The sequence below is a fragment of the Micromonospora sp. WMMD961 genome, from assembly GCF_029626145.1.
Classification (GTDB): Bacteria; Actinomycetota; Actinomycetes; order Mycobacteriales; family Micromonosporaceae; genus Micromonospora.
In genome coordinates, this window is sequence record NZ_JARUBJ010000002.1 from 5322913 (window position 1) to 5341060 (window position 18148).

Genomic DNA, 18148 nt, shown 5'->3' on the forward strand with positions numbered 1-18148 from the left:
TGGCGGTTGGGAACGGGGTTCAGCGTGGGTTGGGCGTACCCGTTGGGGCCAGCTCGGCCGGGGCATCTGCGGCGGCACCAACGCCGGCGAGGGCGGCCGGGCCGGGAGCGGGAGAAGCGTTTGCGGCCGTGGCGGCCTCGATACGCGCCCGCCGAGTTCGGCGCAGGGCCCGCACCGCCAGCACCAGGGCAGCCAACCAGCCGGCGGCCAACAGGGCGTACGTGATGGGGCGGACCGGGCCGTCCAGTTCGGCGGAGCGGATCAGGGTGCGGGCGTTGGTCAGCACGATCACGCCGCCGACCGCTGCGCCGAGCAGTTGGGCGGGCACGATTCGCACCAGCCAGGCGGCCAGCGGGGCGGCGATAAGCCCGCCGACCAGCAGTGCGGCGACCGTGGGGAGCAGGAACCCCTCGGTGCCCAGCCCGATCAGGAAGCCGACGCTGGCCGCGCCGGCCACGACGAACTCGGCGGTGTCCACCGAGCCGATCACCTTGCGGGGTTCCATCCGGCCGGAGACCAGTAGTGCCGGGGTGGCAACCGGGCCCCATCCGCCGCCGCCGGTCGCGTCGACGAAGCCGGCGACCAGGCCCAGGGGGCCGAGAAAGCGACCGCGGAGCCGCCCGCCGACCCGATCGGTGCGCAACGGGCGGGCGAAGCGAACCAGTAGGTACGCGCCGAGCGTGAAGAGGATGCCGGCCATCCACGGCGCGGCGGCCTCGGTGGAGATCGAACTGAGCACTGTGGCGCCGGCGAAGGCACCGATCGCGCCGGGCAGCGCGATGCGGGTCACCACTCGCCAGTCGACGTTGCCGAACCGCCAGTGCGCGACCCCGGCGGCGAGCGTGGTGCCGATCTCGGCCAGGTGCACCGATGCCGAGGCGGCGGCCGGGGCGACTCCGGCGACCAGCAGCAGCGTCGACGAGGTCAACCCGTACGCCATGCCGAGCGACCCATCGATCAACTGCGCGACGAGCCCGACCAGAGCGAGGACCAGTAGCTTGCGCACGAGCGCGCCCCCTGACTTTTCGGCATCTCCTATCGACTTGGTCGACAATGCGGCACACGGCAGTCAGGGTCAAGCCCCCGATCGGTGGATGGGACGCCACCGCGTGGCGCGCCCCCCTCAGGCCAACCGCGCAGGCACTTCAGCAGGACCGCCGGTCGACGGACCCGCAGGCACGGCGTTTCCAGCTTCACCACTGGGAGATCTTGGACAGTTTCCGTTAGCCGCGAACGGAAACTGTCCAAGATCTCCCGACCGTCGGCGCCGATCTGTGCGCCGGGCCCACGCGTAGCTGGCGGAACCACCCAAAGTAGACGGGCCTGCGGGGGCGTCGAGGATGTGCCAGCTCAATAAGATGGGCGCGTTCGAGCACGACGCGACACGGCAAAACCGGACATGACGCAGCGGAGCCCACCACGACGCGCTCCCGCAGACGCACGGCGTGAGGCCCGGATGGGCCGGCGCTCAGGTCCAGGCGCGCGGGTCGGCGACCAACTCGGTGACCCGTGCGGGCAGGGTGCCTGCTGCCACGTCGGCGACGCTGACCAGTTCCAGGATTTCGCGCTCGCTGGCCCGCAGCGCGATCCAGACCTCCTGGAGCGCGCGGGCCGGGCCGTGGTAACCGAGTTGTTCGGGGCGCTGTCCGCGTACGTGGGCGAGCGGCCCGTCGATCACCCGAATGACCTCGGCGAGGGAGATCTTCTCGGCGGGGCGGGCCAGCCAGTAGCCGCCCTCCGGGCCGCGCTGGGCGTGCACGATGCCGCCACGGCGCAGTTGGAGCAGGATGCTCTCCAGGAACTTCGGCGGGATCTCCTGGGCTCGGGCGATCTGGTCGGCCGTGACGGGCCGGCCGCGCCCCGGGCCACTGGCCGTCGCGGCGAGTTCGGCAGCCGCGCGGAGGGCGTAGTCGACCCGGGCGGAGAGGCGCATGTCGGCAAGGTTAGTCGCTGGTCAACCGGGCGGGCGGGCGACCCTCGGCCAATCGGACACGCATCGACGGAGATCCGCGCATTCGCTTCCTCGCGGAGGACCGGCGAAGTCCGTCATGATCCACGACAAGGTGGGGGCCGAAAAGTCGTTCCGGAGCGTCCCTATGCTGGGCGGGAGTACGACTGTCTGGCCGTTTACCCGACCGCCGGCAAGATATTGACAAACGCCCGGGCACCCTCGGGGGGAAGGCAATACGATGACCGATACCGCGACACGCACCTGGGATGGCATGACCATCCCGGCGGCCGGCACCTATCTTCTCGATCAGGCGCACAAGCGGATCGGTTTCCTGTCCCGGCACATGATGGTGAGCCCGGTACGCGGCGAGTTCGCCGAGGCCAGCGCGCAGGTCTTCGTGGCGGAGGATCCGCTGCTCTCCTCGGTGACGGCGACCATCATGTCGGCCAGCATCAGCACCGGGAGCGTCGACCGGGACACGCATCTCAAGAGCGCCGACTTCCTCGACGTGGAGCGCTATCCCACACTCGAATATCGAAGCACCGGCATTAAATGGCAGGGCAACGACAACCCCATATTCCAGTGGGCCCGTCTGCGCAACCATCGGCTGGCTGGACGAGGCCGGAGTCACATTGTTCCGCCGCAGTCGGACGGCGTTCCCGGACGATTCGTCCTCACCGGCGAGTTGACGGTGAAGGGGATCACCCGGCCGGTCGACCTGGAGGTGAATTTCGGCGGCGCACGGCAGGATCCGTACGGGCAGAACATCTTCGGGTTCAGCGCGACGGCCGAGATCAACCGCGAGGACTACGGCCTGCTCTGGAACGTCGTCCTGGAGAGCGGCGGGGTGCTGGTCGGTAAGACGGTGCAGATCGAGATCGCCGGCGAGGCCATCTACCAGGGCTGAGTCTCGTCGTCCCCGCCAGAGGCCTGGCGGGGACGGTCGAGAACGTCAGGCGCCGACGCGGCGCAGCAGACCCTCCTGGACAGCGCTGGCGATCTGCCGGCCGTCGGTGGTGAACATCCGGCCGGTCGCCAGCCCACGGGCCCCGGACGCCGACGGACTCAGGCAGTCGTAGAGGAACCACTCGTCGGCACGGAACGGCCGGTGGAACCACAGGGCGTGGTCGAGGCTCGCGCCGACCAACCCGCCCGGCCCCCACACCTCGCCGTGCGCGGAGAGCACCGAGTCGAGCAGGGTGAGGTCCGAGGCGTAGGTGAGCGCGCAGGCGTGCAGCAGCGGATCGTCCGGTAGTTTGCCGTCGATGCGCATCCAGACCCGTTGGTGCGGGTCGGCGGGCCGGTCGCCGGGGCGAACCCAGCCGGGCTCCCCCACGTAGCGCACGTCGATCGGTCGCGGGATCTGACCCCACATGCCCAGCCGCTCCGGGTAGCGGGAGAGCCGGTCGGCCATCGTCGGCACGTCCTGCGGCAGGGGTACGTCCAGCGGGGCGGTTACCTGGTGGTCCAGGCCCTCCTCGGCCCGCTGGAAGGACGCCGACATGAAGAAGATCGGCTTGCCGTGCTGGAGGGCGACCGAGCGGCGGACCGAGAAGGACCGTCCGTCGCGGATGTTCTCCACCTGGTACTCGATCGGCTCGACCGGGTCGCCGGGGCGGACGAAGTAGCCGTGCAGCGAGTGCACGAACCGTTCCGGGTCGACGGTGCGGCCGGCGGCGACCAGGGCCTGACCCGCGACCTGGCCGCCGTACACCCGTTGTGGACCGACCGGGGGGCTCATCCCCCGGAAGGTCATCTCACCGGTCGGGTCGAGGTCCAGCACTTCCAGGAGCTGGTCCACGGCGGCTTGGCCGACTGCGACCCGACCGTCGCTCACTGCAGCGCCCGCGCCGACGCCGCGTCGACCAGCGAACCGAGCTGGTGGACGCGCAGCGTGTTGGTCGAGCCGGGGGTGCCGGGCGGGCTACCCGCGACGATCACCACGTAGTCGCCGGGGTTGGCCCGGTTGAGGCCGAGCAGCGCCTGGTCGACCTGACGGAACATGTCGTCGGTGTGCTGCACGAACGGCATCAGGAAGGTCTCCACGCCCCAGGTGAGGGCGAGCTGGTCGCGCACCTCGGGGACGGGCGTGAAGGCCAACAGCGGCAGGTCGCAGTGCAGGCGGGACAGCCGTCGGACGGTGTCGCCGGTCTGCGAGAAGGCGACGAGCGCCTTGGCGTTGATGGCCCGGGCGATCGACGAGGCGGCGACGGTGAGCGCGCCACCGTGGGTACGCGGGTCGTGCTGCAACCGGGGAACGCCGATCGAGCCGGACTCGGTGGTCGTGATGATCTTCGCCATGGTGCTGACGGTCAGCACCGGGTACTTGCCGACGCTGGTCTCGCCGGAGAGCATCACCGCGTCCGCGCCGTCGAGCACCGCGTTGGCGACGTCGGAGGCCTCCGCCCGGGTGGGGCGGGAGTTCTCGATCATCGAGTCGAGCATCTGGGTGGCGACGATGACCGGCTTGGCGTTTTCCCGGCACAGCTGCACGGCGCGCTTCTGCACCAGGGGGACCTGGTCCAGCGGCATCTCGACACCGAGGTCACCGCGGGCGACCATGACGCCGTCGAAGGCCAGCACGATGGCCTCGAGCTCGTCCACCGCCTCCGGCTTCTCGACCTTGGCCAGCACCGGGCGGAACACGCCCTCCTCGGCCATGATGCCGTGCACGAGCTTGATGTCCTCCGCCGAGCGGACGAAGGAGAGCGCGACCAGGTCGACACCGAGCCCGAGGGAGAAACGCAGGTCCTCGGCGTCCTTGTCCGACATGGCGGGCACGCTGACCGCCACGTTGGGCAGCGAGACGCCCTTGTTGTTGGAGACCGGGCCGCCCTCGGTGACGAGGCAGCGGATGTCGTTGCCGGTGACGTCGGTGACCTCGACGGCGACCCGACCGTCGTCGATCAGCAGCCGGTCACCGGGCTTCACCTCGTGCGGCAACTTCTGGTAGGTGCAGGAGACCCGCTCCTTCGTGCCGACGATGTCGTCGCCGGTGATCACGACCGAGTCGCCGGTGCGCCACTCGTGCGGGCCGTCGGCGAACCGACCGAGCCGGATCTTGGGGCCTTGCAGGTCGGCGAGGACGGCCACCGGCTTACCTGCCGCCTCGGACGCCTCCCGGACCAGTCGATAGACCGCCTCGTGGTCGGCGTGGCTGCCGTGGCTGAAGTTGAGCCTCGCCACGTTCATGCCGGCCTCGACGAGACCCCGGATGCGCTCCGGGGACGAGGTGGCGGGACCAAGAGTGCAGACGATCTTCGCGCGGCGTGTCACGCCCATCAGGCTAGTCTCTCCTTCAGGTCGGACTCGGGACCGACCCATTGCAGGCAGCGGAACATGTGTCCAACGACGCGCGGCGCGCGTCGGGCCGGCGGGCGGAACCGCACCGGGAACGTTGTGGCGACGGGCAACAGCGACCGCGCGCCGGGAATCGTACGCCTCCGGTGACGTGCGCTGTCGGGGTGCTCCCGGGCGCGGCCCGCCATCAGTGCCTCGACGGCGGCAGGGTGGGCACCGCGGTGAGCAGCTCACGCGGATCGTAGCGGCGCTTGGCGCGGCGCAGCCGCGGCCAGTTCGCGCCGTAGGCGAGCTCGACCCGATCGGTCTCCTCCGGGGCGAGCAGATTGGGGTAACCGCCGGGCTGGGCGTGCGGGGCGAGCCCCGTCGAGGTGCGCTCGGCCCACACCCGGTGCGGCTCGGCCCGCTCGCCGGGCGCCCAGACCGCGATGATCTCGGTGAGCAGGTGATCGGCGCGCAGCCCGAACGCCGTGTCGGCGAGCCGGACCCGGGTGGCCGCACCGTGGAAGTGGTGCACGGCCAGCGCGGAGAACGGCGAGCTGACCTGCCGGGCGGCGTCGACGATCACGTCCACCGCGTTGTCCGTGAGCGCGGGCAGCCAGCGGGTACGCAGCAGGTAGTGGTTGCCGTCGACCATCCCGCCGTCGAACATCCGCAACGCGTCCGCGTACGGCATCGGGGCGATCTGGTCGACCAGCGGGGTGCCCAGGGCGCGCAGTCGGTCCATCCACGGCAGCCCGGCGTCCAGGTCCGGGCCGCTGTAGAACGGGCAGACGAAGATCACCGGCTCGCCGGCCGGGCCGGGCAGGAAACCGGTCATCACGGTCAGCTCGTCCGGGGCCTCGGCGACCAGCGCTCCGTAGCCGCGCAGCACGTCCGGCGCCTCGGCCAACGCGAACATGATCATGCCGGCCAGCACGCCGGGCAGCCGGTGTGCCCGGAAGCGCAGCTCGGTCACGATGCCGAGGTTTCCGCCGCCGCCGCGCAGCGCCCAGTACAGCTCGGCGTCGTGCCGGGGGTCGGCGGTGACCCGGCGGCCGTCGGCGAGGACCACCTCCGCGCCGAGCAGGCTGTCCAGGGTCAGCCCGAACCGGCCGCACAGCGGGCCGTACCCGCCGGCCAGGGTGAGCCCGGCCATGCCCACGTCGCCGACCGTGCCGGTGGGCACCACCAGGTCGTGCGGGCGGGCGGCGGCGAGCAGTTCCGCGGCCGTGGTGCCGCCGCCGACGGTCACCGTGGCCGTGTCCGGGTCGACCCGGACGGCACGCAGTCCGGTCAGGTCGAGCACCAGGCCGCCGTCGCGTAGCGCCCGGCCCGCCCAGTCATGCCCTCCGGAGCGGACCGACAGGGGCAGGTGGCACCGGGCGGCGATGTCGACTGCGGCGGCCACCTCGTCGGTGTCCAGGCAGCGCGCGACCAGGGCGGGCGTGCGCTGGACCGCGCCGTTCCAGAGCCGGGTGGTGGTGGCGTACGCGGGCTCGCCCGGCTCGTGCAGCCGGTCACCGAGCAGGGCGCGCAGCCGGGCGGTCGCGGACGCGACATCACCGGTGGCGGCGGAGAGCATGGCGACTCCTCGACCGGGGCCGACCGATGGCGCCGGGTACGCCCCGGCGGCGGCCCTCGCTGGGCGCGACCGTAGCACCGGCGGGGGGCCCGGCGCCGTCACCATCACGACAGCCGCCGATTGACCGACCAATCAGCTCTCGGTCTTGACCAGCGGAAACTCCAGCGACCCGGCCGGACAGAGGAAGGTCAGCACGTCCACCCGGTAGAGCCCGGCCTGCACCGCCGGGTCGGCCTCCAGCACGCTGCGTACGTCCTCGACGCTGCCGGTGCGGGCGAGCCCGAAGCCGATCGGGGGCTCCGGGTTGCTGGTCGTCCCGTCGATCGAGCCGGAGACCAGGATGATGCCGCGTCGCTGCAACGCCTGCATGTGTTCGGCGTGCTCGGCCTGCAACCGTTGCACGGTCTCGGCGGGCAGCACCCGCCCGGCCGCGCCGGGATAGAGCACTATGCACTCGTACGTGTCGAGCGCGAAGTTGACCTGCGGCACTCCCGCCATGGGTGCTCCCTCCGCCGTCGCGCCGGAACGCACCGGCCCCGGCCAGCGTCGCACGTACGCCCCGGTCGCACCTGTCGCTTCGCCGTAACCGTCGGCGGCCGGGGAGCCTGTCCAGCCGCACAGCGCGCGGACCGGCGGTGTCACTGCCGGGCTTCGGGGGATGATTCACCCATGGCGACAAACATCAGTGAGCAGCCAGCGAAGGCGTCCGGCACGTACCGCATCGGTGGTGACGTCACGGTCAACCGGCTCGGCTACGGGGCGATGCAGATCACCGGCCCGGGTGTCTGGGGAGACCCGAAGGACCCGGCCGAGGCGGTCCGGGTGCTGCGCCGCGCGATCGAGCTGGGCGTGACGTTCATCGACACCGCCGACTCGTACGGGCCGTTCGTCTCGGAGTTGCTGATCCGTGAGGCCCTGCACCCGTACGCCGATGACCTGGTCATCGCGACCAAGGGTGGCTTCACGCGGGCCGGGCCCGGCGACTGGCGCGTCGTCGGTCGCCCGGAGTACCTGCGCCAGCAGTGCGAGCTGAGCCTGCGTCACCTGGGCCTGGACAGCATTCCGCTGTACCAGCTGCACCGGATCGACCCGAAGGTGCCGCTGGCCGACCAGCTCGGTGAGCTGGCGTTGCTGCGGCAGGAGGGAAAGATCCAGCACATCGGCCTGTCCGAGGTGAGCGTCGCGCAGATCGAGGAGTCCCGGGCGATCACCACGATCGCGTCGGTGCAGAACCTGTACAACCTCGCCAACCGCAGCGCCGAGGACGTGCTGGAGTACTGCGAGCGCAACGACCTCGCGTTCATCCCGTGGTTCCCGATCGCCACCGGTGAGCTGGCCCGCCCGGGCGGGCCGCTGGACGCCATCTCCACCGCGCACGGCGCGTCGCCCGCGCAGCTCGCGCTGGCCTGGCTGCTGCGCCGTTCGCCGGTGATGCTGCCGATCCCCGGTACGTCCTCGGTGGCGCACCTGGAGGAGAACGTCCGCGCGGCCGACGTGCGACTCACCGACGACGAGTTCGAGGCGCTCGCCAAGGCGAGCTGACCCACCGGTATCCGCTTTCCCAGGAACGTCCGGCAACCGGCATTCACCCGCTCGCGACCGTGGAGGTGGTCCCGTCGGACCACCTCCACGGACCGGTCAGAGCGCGAGGCAGTTGGGTCGCACCGGGCCGTCGACCAGGGCGCCGCGCACGATGGTGTACGCCGTGCCGTCGAGCACCAGGCCGAGGTGCCCCACCACCCGCAGCGGGCAGTACGACTGGATCAGCACGTTCGTCGCACCGTCGTTGACGACGGCGTTGCCGGTCGGCCGGACCAGCTCGTCCTGGAGGGTGCGGATGGTGGTGTAGCGCACCGCCCCCGGGGTGTCGTCACCGGCGTTGAGGTCGGCGAGGAACGCCGAGCCGATGGTCATCTGTTGGCAGGCCACGATGCCGGCGCAGTTGCCCAGGCCCAGGAACGCCACGATGTTGGCGACGTAGGTGCCGTACTGCGGTGTGCCCAGGCTGACGTAACGACCGACGGTGGCCGTGCCGCCGAGCCGCTTGAGGTAGTAGCGGCTGACCAGGCCACCTTCGGAGTGGGCAACCACGTCCACCGTCGTCGCGCCGGTGCTGGCGCGTACCTGGTCGACGTACGTGGCGAACGCGCGGGCAGAGGCGGGGATGTCGCCGAGGCCCAGCCCGGGCAGTTGGTAGATGAAGGCGCGGTAGCCGTCGGCGCGCAGCCGGGCGGCGATCGGCTCGTACGCGACGGCGACGCCGCTGAGGCCGCCGACCACGATCACCGGGTTGGCGGCGGCGGTCGGGGCGACGGCAGCGGGGGCGGCGGGATCGGCGACGGCAGCGGGGGCGGCGGTCGCCGTGCCGGCGGAGGCGATCAGGGCGGCGACGGCGAGGGACACGACGAGGGAGGTCTTTCGGAGCAGCATGGCTGCACCTCCGGGGGGAGGCACCCGGCGAACCGGGCAGGTGGGTGGGGGTGTCCGGTCGACCGTGCGACGATCATCCCCGCAACAATTCAGAAACGTCAATGACTTGTTACGCGCCGGTAACCCGTTGTTCCACCGAAGGTGCAAACCGGCATTTCGCCGGCCTTCCATATCGGACAGCCGCGCTGTCGGCACGGGCGGTCACCACCCGGTCCGGCCCGGCGCGTACCCCCGGGTCCTGCCGGCGAATGGCATGCCGTGGCCGTGGCCGCGGACGAACCCCCGACGGCCCGACCTCGTTTCGCCGGGTGACCTTCGGCCAGCCGACCAGCTTCGACGCGACCCGCTTCGAGGAGGCCGTCACGTTCCGGGAGGCCGTCTTCGACGGCGCCCTGTCGATGGAGCACACCGAGTTCGGCCGGTCGGCCGGCTTCCACTCCGTCCGCTTCACGAAGATGGCGCTGTTCCGCTGGACGGTGTTCGGCGCCGAGGCGCTGTTCGACGGGGCTCGCTTCATCGACGCCGCGAACTTCGGCCGGGCCCGGTTCCACAACCGAACGCCTCGACGACGAGTGGCTACTGCTGGTCGACCACTGACCGGTCGATGAGCTAGGCGCGGGTCAGTGTGGGACGGCCGGCGCGCGCAGCCCGTCCAGGGCTACGCCGAGCACCCGGTCGCGCTGCTCGGGTGACGGGAACTGGGCCATGGTGAGGCCACTGATCAGCCGCACCACGTCGTCGAAGCCGATGTCGTCACGGACCGCGTGGGCGGCCTGGGCCCGCCGCATCAGCGGCTCACCGGCGGCGTAGATCTCCGTCCGGCAGCTCTGGAAGATCTCGGAGTCGTGCAGCAGTTGCTCGGCGAGCGCCCGCTTGGTGGCGACGTACGCGACGAACCGGTGCAGCCAGGCGACCAGCGCGTCCCACGGTGGCAACTCGGCCAGGTCCTCGGCGGTACGACTCAACGCCCGGACCTCCTCGACGTAGACGGCCTCGAACAGGTGCCGCCGGCTCGGGAAGTTGCGGTAGAGCGTGCCGATGCCCACCCCGGCCCTCCGGGCCACGTCCTCCAGCGAGGCGGCGGCGCCGTTCTCGGCGAACGCCTCGCGGGCCGCACCGACCAGGGAGTCGTAGTTGCGCCGCGCATCGGCCCGCTTGGGCCGCCGGGCGAAGACCTCGGGCGCCTGCCCCGCGCTGCTCATGACGTGCGTCACCTCACCCTGGTTGCATCCGGAGGGAACCCTCCGCTAGCTTAGTGGAGGCACCCCTCCGGAATCGCCGGAGGCCTGCCTCCGGTTAGCTTACCTCGGGACCCGCTCGATCGCTGCCTGGCCACCCCGATCCCCGGACCCGACAAGCCCGCCCGCCAGAGACGACGGGTGACACACCTCCCTCCGTACCGTTATCAGGAGTCTTCTCTCGTGGCAGTGACCTCCCGACGCAGCTCGCGTCGGCTCACCTTCACCGTGCTCGCGGCCGGTGCCGGGTTCTTCGCGATGCTCCAGTCGCTGATCACCCCGGTGCTGCCGACCATCCAGCAGGACCTGCACACCTCCCAGAACACCGTGACCTGGGTGCTCACCGCCTACCTGCTCTCGGCGTCGATCTTCACGCCGATCCTCGGTCGGGTCGGCGACATGGTCGGCAAGGAGCGCATGCTCGTCGCCTCGCTCGCGGCGCTCGCCCTCGGCTGCCTGGTGGCCGCCATCGCCCCGAACATCGGCGTGCTCATCGTCGCCCGGGTCGTGCAGGGCATCGGCGGGGCCGTCTTCCCACTCTCGTTCGGCATCATCCGGGACGAGTTCCCGGCCGCGCGGGTCTCCTCCGCCGTCGCCGCCATCTCGGCGATCGTCGCGGCCGGCGGCGGCCTGGGCATCGTGCTGGCCGGCCCGATCGTCACCGCGCTGGACTACCGGTGGCTGTTCTGGATCCCGATGGTCGTGGTGGGGTTGACCGCCGCCGCCGCCCACCTGTTCATCCCCGAGTCGCCGGTTCGCACCCCCGGGCGCATCGACTGGCGCGCCACAGTGCTGCTCTCCGGCTGGCTGGTGGCGCTGCTGCTGCCGATCAGCCAGGGCGCGGCCTGGGGCTGGACCTCCACCCGGGTGCTCAGCCTGCTCGCGCTCGCCGTGGTGCTGCTGGCCGGTTGGCTGGTCGCCGAGGTGCGCTCGGCCAACCCGCTGATCGACATGCGGATGATGCGCCTGCCCGGCGTGTGGACGACCAACCTGGTCGCCCTGCTCTACGGCGCGTCGATGTTCTCCGTGTACGCGTTCCTCCCGCAGTTCGTGCAGACCCCGACCGTCGCCGGCTACGGCTTCGGCGCCAGCATCAGCCAGGCCGGTCTGCTCATGCTGCCGATGCTCGTCGCGATGTTCGTCGCCGGCCTCGTCGCCGGCCGCCTCCAGGCCGTCTTCAGCGCCAAGGCGCAGCTCGCCACCGGTGCCGCGTTCAACGTGGTCGCGGCCGCGATGCTCGCCGCCGCGCACGACACCCGCTGGGAGGTCGCCCTCGCCGGGGGCCTGGTCGGGCTCGGCATCGGTCTGGCCTTCGCGTCGATGGCCAACCTGATCGTCGCCAGCGTGCCCGCCAGCCAGACGGGCGTGGCGACCGGCATGAACGCCAACATCCGGACCATCGGCGGCGCGATCGGCGCCGCCGTGGTCAGCGGTGTGATCACCGCGCACCCGCAGGCCAACGGCCTGCCCCGGGAGGCCGGCTTCACGATGGGCTTTCTCGTCCTCACGGCGATCGCCCTGGCCGCCGCGCTCGCGGCCCTCGCCGTCCCGTCCGCCCGGCGGGCGTCGGCCGGTCGGCGGCCGTCCACCGCGACGATCGTCGAGTCGGAGCTAGCCGGCGAGTTCGCCACCATGCCCGCGACCCGCTGAGGATCGCTGTCGCAGCCCGGGCGGTTCGCCGCCCGGGCTGCGGCGTCCTCGGGAGTACGCTGGCCGCCTCCCCGTCCACCACTCACCGCCTTCAGGATGAGCCGATGCCCGAGTTGCTGACCGCCGACCGTATCGAGGAGATCGGCTCCCTGGGGCTCGATAGCCCGGATCCGGCCGCACTCGTCGCCGAGCTGGTGGGCGCGGTAGACGAGGGGCGGGTCGCGGACCCGGCCGACACCGGGTACGCCCTGCTGGTCGCCGTGGACATCCTGGAGCAGGCGGGCGACCTGCCCGACGCACTCGCCCTGGCCACTCGCGCCATCGCCGAACAGCCCGACGAGGACGCGTACGCCCGGGCGGTGCGCGGTGGCCTGCTGCTGCGCCTCGGTCGCACCGACGAGGGCCTGGCGGAGCTGACCGCGCTGCGCCCACTGCTGGAGACCAACCCCGACGCCACGTACCTGGTCGACGAGCTGGTCGAATCCGACCACACCGAGACGGCGCTGGAGTGGCTGACCGGGGCGCTCGACGCGATCCTGGAACGGACCCGCGCCCAGCAGCACGAGTCCGAGGACGCCCAGGACGAGGCCGCAGCCATGATCTTCGGCCTGACCCAGCAGCGGCACGACCTGCGCGAGGAGCTGGGCCTGCCGCACGACGAGTACGACAACCTCGCCGACCGGCTGCGCGCCGCCAGCGACCACGCGCTCGACGCCCTGGACGACGGCCCGGCCACGCTGCTCTTCTGGCCGAAGGCGGAGTTCGACGCGTTGCTGGTGCGCTGGCCGGCGCTCGCCGAGACCTACCCGCCCACCTGGGACGAGCACCGCGCCAACCTCGAACGCGCCTTCGTCGATGCCTCCGGGCTGGGCGGCGCCGACCTGGGCGTGGTCACCGGCACGGTCGCCGGCCTGGCGGCCTTCGCCGGTGTCGACCCCGTCGACGAGGAAACCCTCGACGAGTACGCCGACAGCCTCGACGAGGCCGGCGTGACCGCCTGGCCACCCGGCCGCAACGACGCCTGCTGGTGCGGCTCCGGCAGCAAGTACAAGAAGTGCTGCCTGCCCCGCTCGCGCGGCTGACCGTCTCGCCGGCCTGTGACCCGGAACCGCCCGCCGGACCATCGAGACAGCCCGGTCGCCAGCCGCAACCGACGCTAGGTGCTGACCGACGGCGCCGGCACCTTCCACGGCGTACCCTCGCTGCTGCGCACCAACCCGCGGACGCCGCACCGGCACACCGCGCCGCAGCAATCAATTGATATCGGTATGTGTCGGAGAGGGCTATGGTGACCGCAGGTAAGCACCCACTCCGGCAAGGGGGACCGCCGTGCGCCGCATCACCACCACCCTCGCACTGTTCGGGCTGTCGCTGGCCGCGCTGCTGAACCCGACCGCGGCGAGCGCGGCGAGTGACGTCGAGGTCACCTCCGCGACCCTGGTCGCCCGAGGCATCGCCGTGGACGTCACCATCACCGTGACCTGCCCGGCCGGCGCGTCCGGCGGCGCGGAGTTCATCCTTCGGCAACGCAACGGCGACCGAGTCGCGTACGGCAGCGGCTGGTCACCCGTCGACTGCAACGGCACGCCGCAGGCCGTGACCGGACGGGTCTACGCGGAGAACGGCGGGCTCGTCTTCCACAAGGGAATCGCGCTGGCCAGCGGAGGCTTCGAGCTCTGTCAGGACGGCTGCGACTACCCGCGCTTCGAGGGGACCGTCCGTATCACCCGCTGACCGGCCTCTCGGGATCGCGTGCCACCACCCGTGGTCAGTTTCCCAGCGCTCGGACCTTGGCGATCGTCTCCTGCACGTGTTGCTTCGCCGGATCGCCACCCTGAGACGCCTGGGCCAACGCCTGGCGGTACGCGTCGATCATGCCGACCAGTGGACCGGCCGCCACACCTTCCAGGGCACCGGCGACGAGTGCCCGCGCCTCGGCTGCGTCCTGTGCCGCCGCCGCGGTCTTGGCCTTAGCCTCGTCCAGCTTCTGCGACGCCGCCGCCAACCTCGCGATGATCTGTGCTGCGCTCACGCGCGCCTCCCCCTTGTCGGCCACCGCCTCCACCGCAGCGGAGACCACCTGGGAGCGTACGAGATCCGCACACCCCCCGCGACCACGCGATCGCAGCCCCTGAGCGGTAGATCTTGGAAGATTTCGGCCCCTCCAGGGGCGCTTTCCTTCCAAGATCTTCAGACTTGCGGACAACGCCAAGACGTGGAGGTCAGTGCGAGGCCGGGCGGTGGACGGAAGCTTGCGCCCCGGGGGCGAGTTCACCGGACGCGATCTGATCTCGGATATGGCCCGCGGCGGGAAGCGGAAAGGCCGGCGCCGATCGCAGCGGACGGAGCATGGCGACGTGACACCCACCGACACGCCCGCCAGACCCCCTGGTCGACGGCGGCTGGGGGGTCGCCCTCGGGTTGGGCGTCGGCCTCGCGCTGCTGCTGACACTCTTGCTCGCGATCCCGCCGGCGACCAGGGCCGGTTGGGGCTTCCGCGACGAACCAACGCCGAAACCGGCGTTGCCGGATTGCGCCGATCAGCGCAGGCCGCGCACCAGCAGCAGGTAGGCGCAGTAGGCCATCGGCACCACCAGGAAACAGATCAGGAACCCGAGCGGCAGGTAACGCGGCGGGGTGCCGGCGACCATCGCGGGCCGCCCCCACCGGCCCAGCACCAGGTACCCGCCGAAGAACGCCACCGCCGGCAACCCCGCGCAGATCCACGCGCCGAGGGTGAACCCGTCGACCAGGCCCACCCCGGAGGCGAGCACCAGGGCCAGCACGAGCACCCCGGCCGCGACGCCGCACCCGGCGTAGACCGCGACCGCCCGAGCCAGCGGCGACCATGTCGGCAGGAGCGCCGGCCGCTGGGCCAGCAGCTCTGCCTGCTGCCCGTGCCGGTCGGCCTCGTCGGCCATCCGCCGGGCCAACTCCAGCTCGACCGTCGGGTCGACCGCCGCCGCGCGCTGCGCCGGCACCCCGGCGCCCGCCGGGCTCACCGCCGTCGGCAACGCCAGCCGCGCCTCCCCCGCCGGCAACTCGGGGTACGCCCCGACCCCCGCCCGCCCCGGCGCGCCGGCTGCGCCGTCGGATCCCCCGTCCCCCGTTCCGGGTGCGGTGGAAGGGCCGGACCCGGCAGCGGAGGAAAGGCCCGGCCCGGCAGCGGTGACCGGACCAGCACCGGCCCCGGAGCCGGACGGTGGGCCCGACCAGTCGGGGGTCTCGGCCGGACGCCCCGGGGGTGGGCCGGGTGGCGGTTGGTCGATGCCGATCGCGCGGCCGAGCTGGTCGAGGCGGTGCCCCTGGGCGGTCAGCCGCTGCTCCAGGTAGTCGACGGCGGCGTGCAGGTCACGGCGACGCGCCGCCTCGGTGGCAGCGTGCTGTTCACCGGCGCGGCGCTGCTCGGACAGTTGTCGGGCGAGCGCCGCGTACTCCTCGAAGGACACTGTCACCGCTCCCCGTCCGGTTCGTGCCCGTCGCCGGCGAACGGGACGATCAGCCGGGTGCGCTGGTCGTGCCGGTCGATCAGCAGCGCCCGGTCGGGGCGGGGCGTGTAGGCCAGGTCGTGCGTCCCGAGGTGCAGGGCCAACTCGGTCCCGGGCACGTTGAGGGCGACCAGGCACGCGACGTCGTCGCGGTTCTGGGTGCCGCCCAGGTCGTCGGCGAGCCGGCGCAACCCGCGCCACCAGCCCAGCAGGTGTACCCCCTGCGCGGGGCCCTGTCGCAGCAGCGCGCGCAGATCGTCCAGGCCGGAGCGGAACGTGCCCGGGTCGGTGGCACCGAGAACCGACGCGGCGGCGTCCATGCCGAACACCACCAGGTACTCGCGACCGTCGGGCTCGGCCGCCAGGGCGGCGATCCGGTCGCGCAGTCCGGCCGCGTCGAGGCGGTGCACCGGGTGACCGGCCGCGCGCAGGACCGCCTCGGTGTCGTCGGCGACCGGCTCGGCGGCGGTGACCAGGGAGGCCACCTGGAACCGGGCGTCGCCGGGAGCGTGTTGGCGGGCCAGGCTCACCGTCGCGGCGCGCAGCACATCCGCGCCGGTCGGTGCGGTGCCCACCACGGCGAGGTGCCGGCCGGGCGTGGAGTCCATCAGGAACAGTGCGGTGGTGCCGTGCACGTCGACGGTCCGGCCGACCAGGGCCATCGGACGGCGGCCACCGGGACGCAGCCCGGCGAAGGTCGGGTCGTTCTCGACCCGCGCGGCCTCGTACCCCTTGAAGACCGCCGGTGCCCGCGAGCCCGGCGGGCGGGCCTGCCACAGCTCGTGGCGCAACGCGGCGAGGTCCGCCGCGGCGGCGTGCGCGTCGGGGAAGCGCAGCACGGTGTCGGCGCCGACCGCGCCGGCGGCGGTGTTGACCACCGCGGAGCCGATCGGCAGCGCCGCGGCGGAGTCGTTGAGCGGGTCGAGCACCCCGCCGCCACCGGGCAACGCCACCCGCAACGCGAACTGTCCGAAGATCGCCTCGGCCCGACCGTAGAGGGCCTCGATGCCGGTCATGCTCTGGCTGGCCAGCACCAGGTGGATGCCGTACGAGCGGCCCTTGCGGGCCAGCTCCTCCAGCAGGTCCACGGATTCGCGGGCCAACGCGTCGTTGCCGGCCAGCAGCACGTGGAACTCGTCGACGACCGCCACGATGCGGGGCAGCGGATTGTCCCGGGGCAGGTCGGCGAGCTTGGTGACACCGTGCCGCTTGAGCGCGCCGGCCCGGCGTTGCGCCTCCCGGCGCAGCTCGCGCAGCACGGCGAGGCCGTACTCGCGGTCGGACTCGATGCCGACGGCTCGGGCGTGCGGCAGCCAGGACGGGTCTCGGCCGGTGGGCACGAACTCGGTGAAGCTCACGCCCTCCTTGAAGTCGAGCAGGTAGAGCTGCAACTCGGCCGGCGAGTAGCGGGCGGCCAGCCCGTAGAGGACGTCGAGGAGGAAGACGGTCTTGCCCGCGCCGGTGCGCCCGCCGACCAGCCAGTGTGGGGTGGCGTCGTCGAAGGCGAGCGTCAGCGGGGAGGTGCCGACCCGGCCGATCACCGTCCGCAGACCGTTGCCGGCGGACTCGGCCCAGCGCCGCTCGGGCAGCAGGTCGGTGAACGGCAGCGCGTCGGCGCGTCGGGTGGCGGCGCCGAGGTGTTCGGCGAGCGCGCGTACCGAGGCGGGCGGCGGGTCGCCGTCGAGCAACACGGGTGCGGCGAGCCCGCTGCCGTCGGCGCTGAACGGGACGCCGGGCGGGTCGCCGACGTGCGCGTACCCCTGGTCGAGCCGGATCGCCGTGGTGCCGCCCAGCGGCGGCGCGGTCTCGCCGGGCAGCCGGGACGGGTGGCCGGTGAGCAGGACGCAGACGGCGGCGGCCGGGCCGGCGTGAGTGAGAGCGGCGAGCCGGGCCAGCTCGCGCGGCGGTGGCGCGGCGGTGGCGACCACCACCAGGAGGTGCCGGGCGGTGGGCTGACCGTGCTGCGCGGCCCGGGCGTGCTGCTCGGCGGCATCGAGCAGCGCGGTCACCTCCGCCTCACCGGTGGCCGGCGGGTCGAGCACCCCGGCGTCGAGCAGGGGGCGCAACGGGCCGAAGGTGGCGCCCAGCGCGGCCGTGTCGATGCCGGCGACCCGGACCTGACCGGGCGGCGCGGTGGCGACCAGCCGCAGCACCAACGCCCGCAGCAGCCCGGCGACCAGCGGGTCCCGGGCGTCGGTGTCGACGGCCAGGTGGTGACCGCCGCCGAGTGGTACCAGCACCGGGAACTCACCGTCCGGGGTGGACGCCGCGCCGATCCGCACCGCTGTCGGCTCCTTGGTCAGCGGCGTGACGCCCGGATCGGGAGTGGCGAGGGCACCGCCGAGACGGGCGAGTCGGGTCACCAGGTCGTCGCCCCCGGCCGGGGCGGCGGCGGTCGCCGTGCCGAGCGCGTTGCGGGCGTTGTCCAGGTGTGCCCGGGCCGCCCGGTGGGAGTTGACCGCCTGCCCGTACGCCGACGCGAGCCTGCCCACCCTCTGCCCCCAACGCCGACGGCCGCCTGGTCCCA

General features: G+C 72.5%; 17 protein-coding genes. 6 read left to right on the top strand and 11 right to left on the bottom strand.

The annotated features are described in order from the left end of the window. Positions 1–19: 19 nt before the first annotated feature. Both O7614_RS23980 and O7614_RS23985 read right to left on the bottom strand, forming a co-directional pair. The gene (locus O7614_RS23980) at positions 20–1006 is read right to left on the bottom strand and encodes a sulfite exporter TauE/SafE family protein (protein WP_278140712.1); all 987 of its coding nucleotides are present in this window, start codon (positions 1004–1006) and stop codon (positions 20–22) included. A gap of 462 nt (positions 1007–1468) precedes the next feature. Continuing rightward, on the bottom strand, positions 1469–1933 hold the full coding sequence (locus O7614_RS23985; protein ID WP_278140713.1) for an Rrf2 family transcriptional regulator: 465 nt from the start codon (positions 1931–1933) through the stop codon (positions 1469–1471). 256 nt (positions 1934–2189) lie between these two features. Between O7614_RS23985 and O7614_RS23990 the strand changes: the two genes are divergently transcribed. Next, the gene (locus tag O7614_RS23990; RefSeq protein ID WP_278140714.1) at positions 2190–2858 is read left to right on the top strand and encodes a YceI family protein; all 669 of its coding nucleotides are present in this window, start codon (positions 2190–2192) and stop codon (positions 2856–2858) included. Positions 2859–2903: 45 nt separating this feature from the next. Here the strand turns inward: O7614_RS23990 and O7614_RS23995 are convergent, their stop codons facing one another. The 4 genes from O7614_RS23995 to O7614_RS24010 form a co-directional block, all read right to left on the bottom strand. Then, positions 2904–3788, bottom strand: a complete 885-nt coding sequence (locus O7614_RS23995) for an acyl-CoA thioesterase II (protein ID WP_278140715.1) — start codon at positions 3786–3788, stop codon at positions 2904–2906. Then, on the bottom strand, positions 3785–5233 hold the full coding sequence (pyk, locus tag O7614_RS24000) for a pyruvate kinase (protein WP_278140716.1): 1449 nt from the start codon (positions 5231–5233) through the stop codon (positions 3785–3787). The genes O7614_RS23995 and pyk overlap by 4 nt, the downstream gene beginning before the upstream one ends. Positions 5234–5438: 205 nt before the next feature. Then, a complete protein-coding gene (locus O7614_RS24005) occupies positions 5439–6815 on the bottom strand; it encodes an FAD-binding oxidoreductase (RefSeq protein WP_278140717.1) in 1377 nt (458 codons plus the stop codon). Positions 6816–6947: 132 nt separating this feature from the next. After that, on the bottom strand, positions 6948–7313 hold the full coding sequence (locus tag O7614_RS24010) for a YciI family protein (RefSeq protein ID WP_278140718.1): 366 nt from the start codon (positions 7311–7313) through the stop codon (positions 6948–6950). 171 nt (positions 7314–7484) lie between these two features. Here O7614_RS24010 and O7614_RS24015 point away from each other — a divergent pair, with 171 nt between their 5' ends. Next, positions 7485–8357 carry an aldo/keto reductase gene (locus tag O7614_RS24015; RefSeq protein ID WP_278140719.1) on the top strand — a complete coding sequence of 291 codons (873 nt, stop codon included), beginning with the start codon at positions 7485–7487 and terminating at the stop codon, positions 8355–8357. Between the two features lie 96 nt (positions 8358–8453). Here the strand turns inward: O7614_RS24015 and O7614_RS24020 are convergent, their stop codons facing one another. Further along, positions 8454–9245 (bottom strand): alpha/beta fold hydrolase, encoded by a 792-nt coding sequence (locus O7614_RS24020; protein ID WP_278140720.1) that lies wholly within the window; start codon positions 9243–9245, stop codon positions 8454–8456. Positions 9246–9493: 248 nt separating this feature from the next. Between O7614_RS24020 and O7614_RS24025 the strand changes: the two genes are divergently transcribed. Beyond that, a complete protein-coding gene (locus O7614_RS24025; RefSeq protein ID WP_278140721.1) occupies positions 9494–9853 on the top strand; it encodes a pentapeptide repeat-containing protein in 360 nt (119 codons plus the stop codon). A 12-nt stretch (positions 9854–9865) separates the two neighbouring features. Here O7614_RS24025 and O7614_RS24030 read toward each other — a convergent pair whose 3' ends face one another. Then, the gene (locus O7614_RS24030) at positions 9866–10447 is read right to left on the bottom strand and encodes a TetR/AcrR family transcriptional regulator (protein WP_278140722.1); all 582 of its coding nucleotides are present in this window, start codon (positions 10445–10447) and stop codon (positions 9866–9868) included. Between the two features lie 219 nt (positions 10448–10666). On the opposite strand from O7614_RS24030, the gene O7614_RS24035 reads away from it, so the two are divergent. From O7614_RS24035 to O7614_RS24045, 3 genes are all read left to right on the top strand, one after another. Beyond that, a complete protein-coding gene (locus tag O7614_RS24035) occupies positions 10667–12133 on the top strand; it encodes an MFS transporter (protein ID WP_278140723.1) in 1467 nt (488 codons plus the stop codon). 104 nt (positions 12134–12237) lie between these two features. Beyond that, positions 12238–13215 (top strand): SEC-C domain-containing protein, encoded by a 978-nt coding sequence (locus O7614_RS24040; RefSeq protein ID WP_278140724.1) that lies wholly within the window; start codon positions 12238–12240, stop codon positions 13213–13215. Positions 13216–13462: 247 nt separating this feature from the next. Further along, complete coding sequence (locus O7614_RS24045) at positions 13463–13867, top strand: hypothetical protein (RefSeq protein ID WP_278140725.1); 405 nt, start codon at positions 13463–13465, stop codon at positions 13865–13867. 34 nt (positions 13868–13901) lie between these two features. On the opposite strand, the gene O7614_RS24050 is transcribed toward O7614_RS24045, so the two are convergent. From O7614_RS24050 to O7614_RS24060, 3 genes are all read right to left on the bottom strand, one after another. Further along, positions 13902–14165 (bottom strand): DUF6244 family protein, encoded by a 264-nt coding sequence (locus tag O7614_RS24050; protein WP_088949318.1) that lies wholly within the window; start codon positions 14163–14165, stop codon positions 13902–13904. A 508-nt stretch (positions 14166–14673) separates the two neighbouring features. After that, complete coding sequence (locus O7614_RS24055) at positions 14674–15588, bottom strand: hypothetical protein (protein ID WP_278140726.1); 915 nt, start codon at positions 15586–15588, stop codon at positions 14674–14676. Beyond that, positions 15585–18113 carry an FtsK/SpoIIIE domain-containing protein gene (locus tag O7614_RS24060; RefSeq protein WP_278140727.1) on the bottom strand — a complete coding sequence of 843 codons (2529 nt, stop codon included), beginning with the start codon at positions 18111–18113 and terminating at the stop codon, positions 15585–15587. The genes O7614_RS24055 and O7614_RS24060 overlap by 4 nt, the downstream gene beginning before the upstream one ends. Positions 18114–18148: the final 35 nt, after the last annotated feature.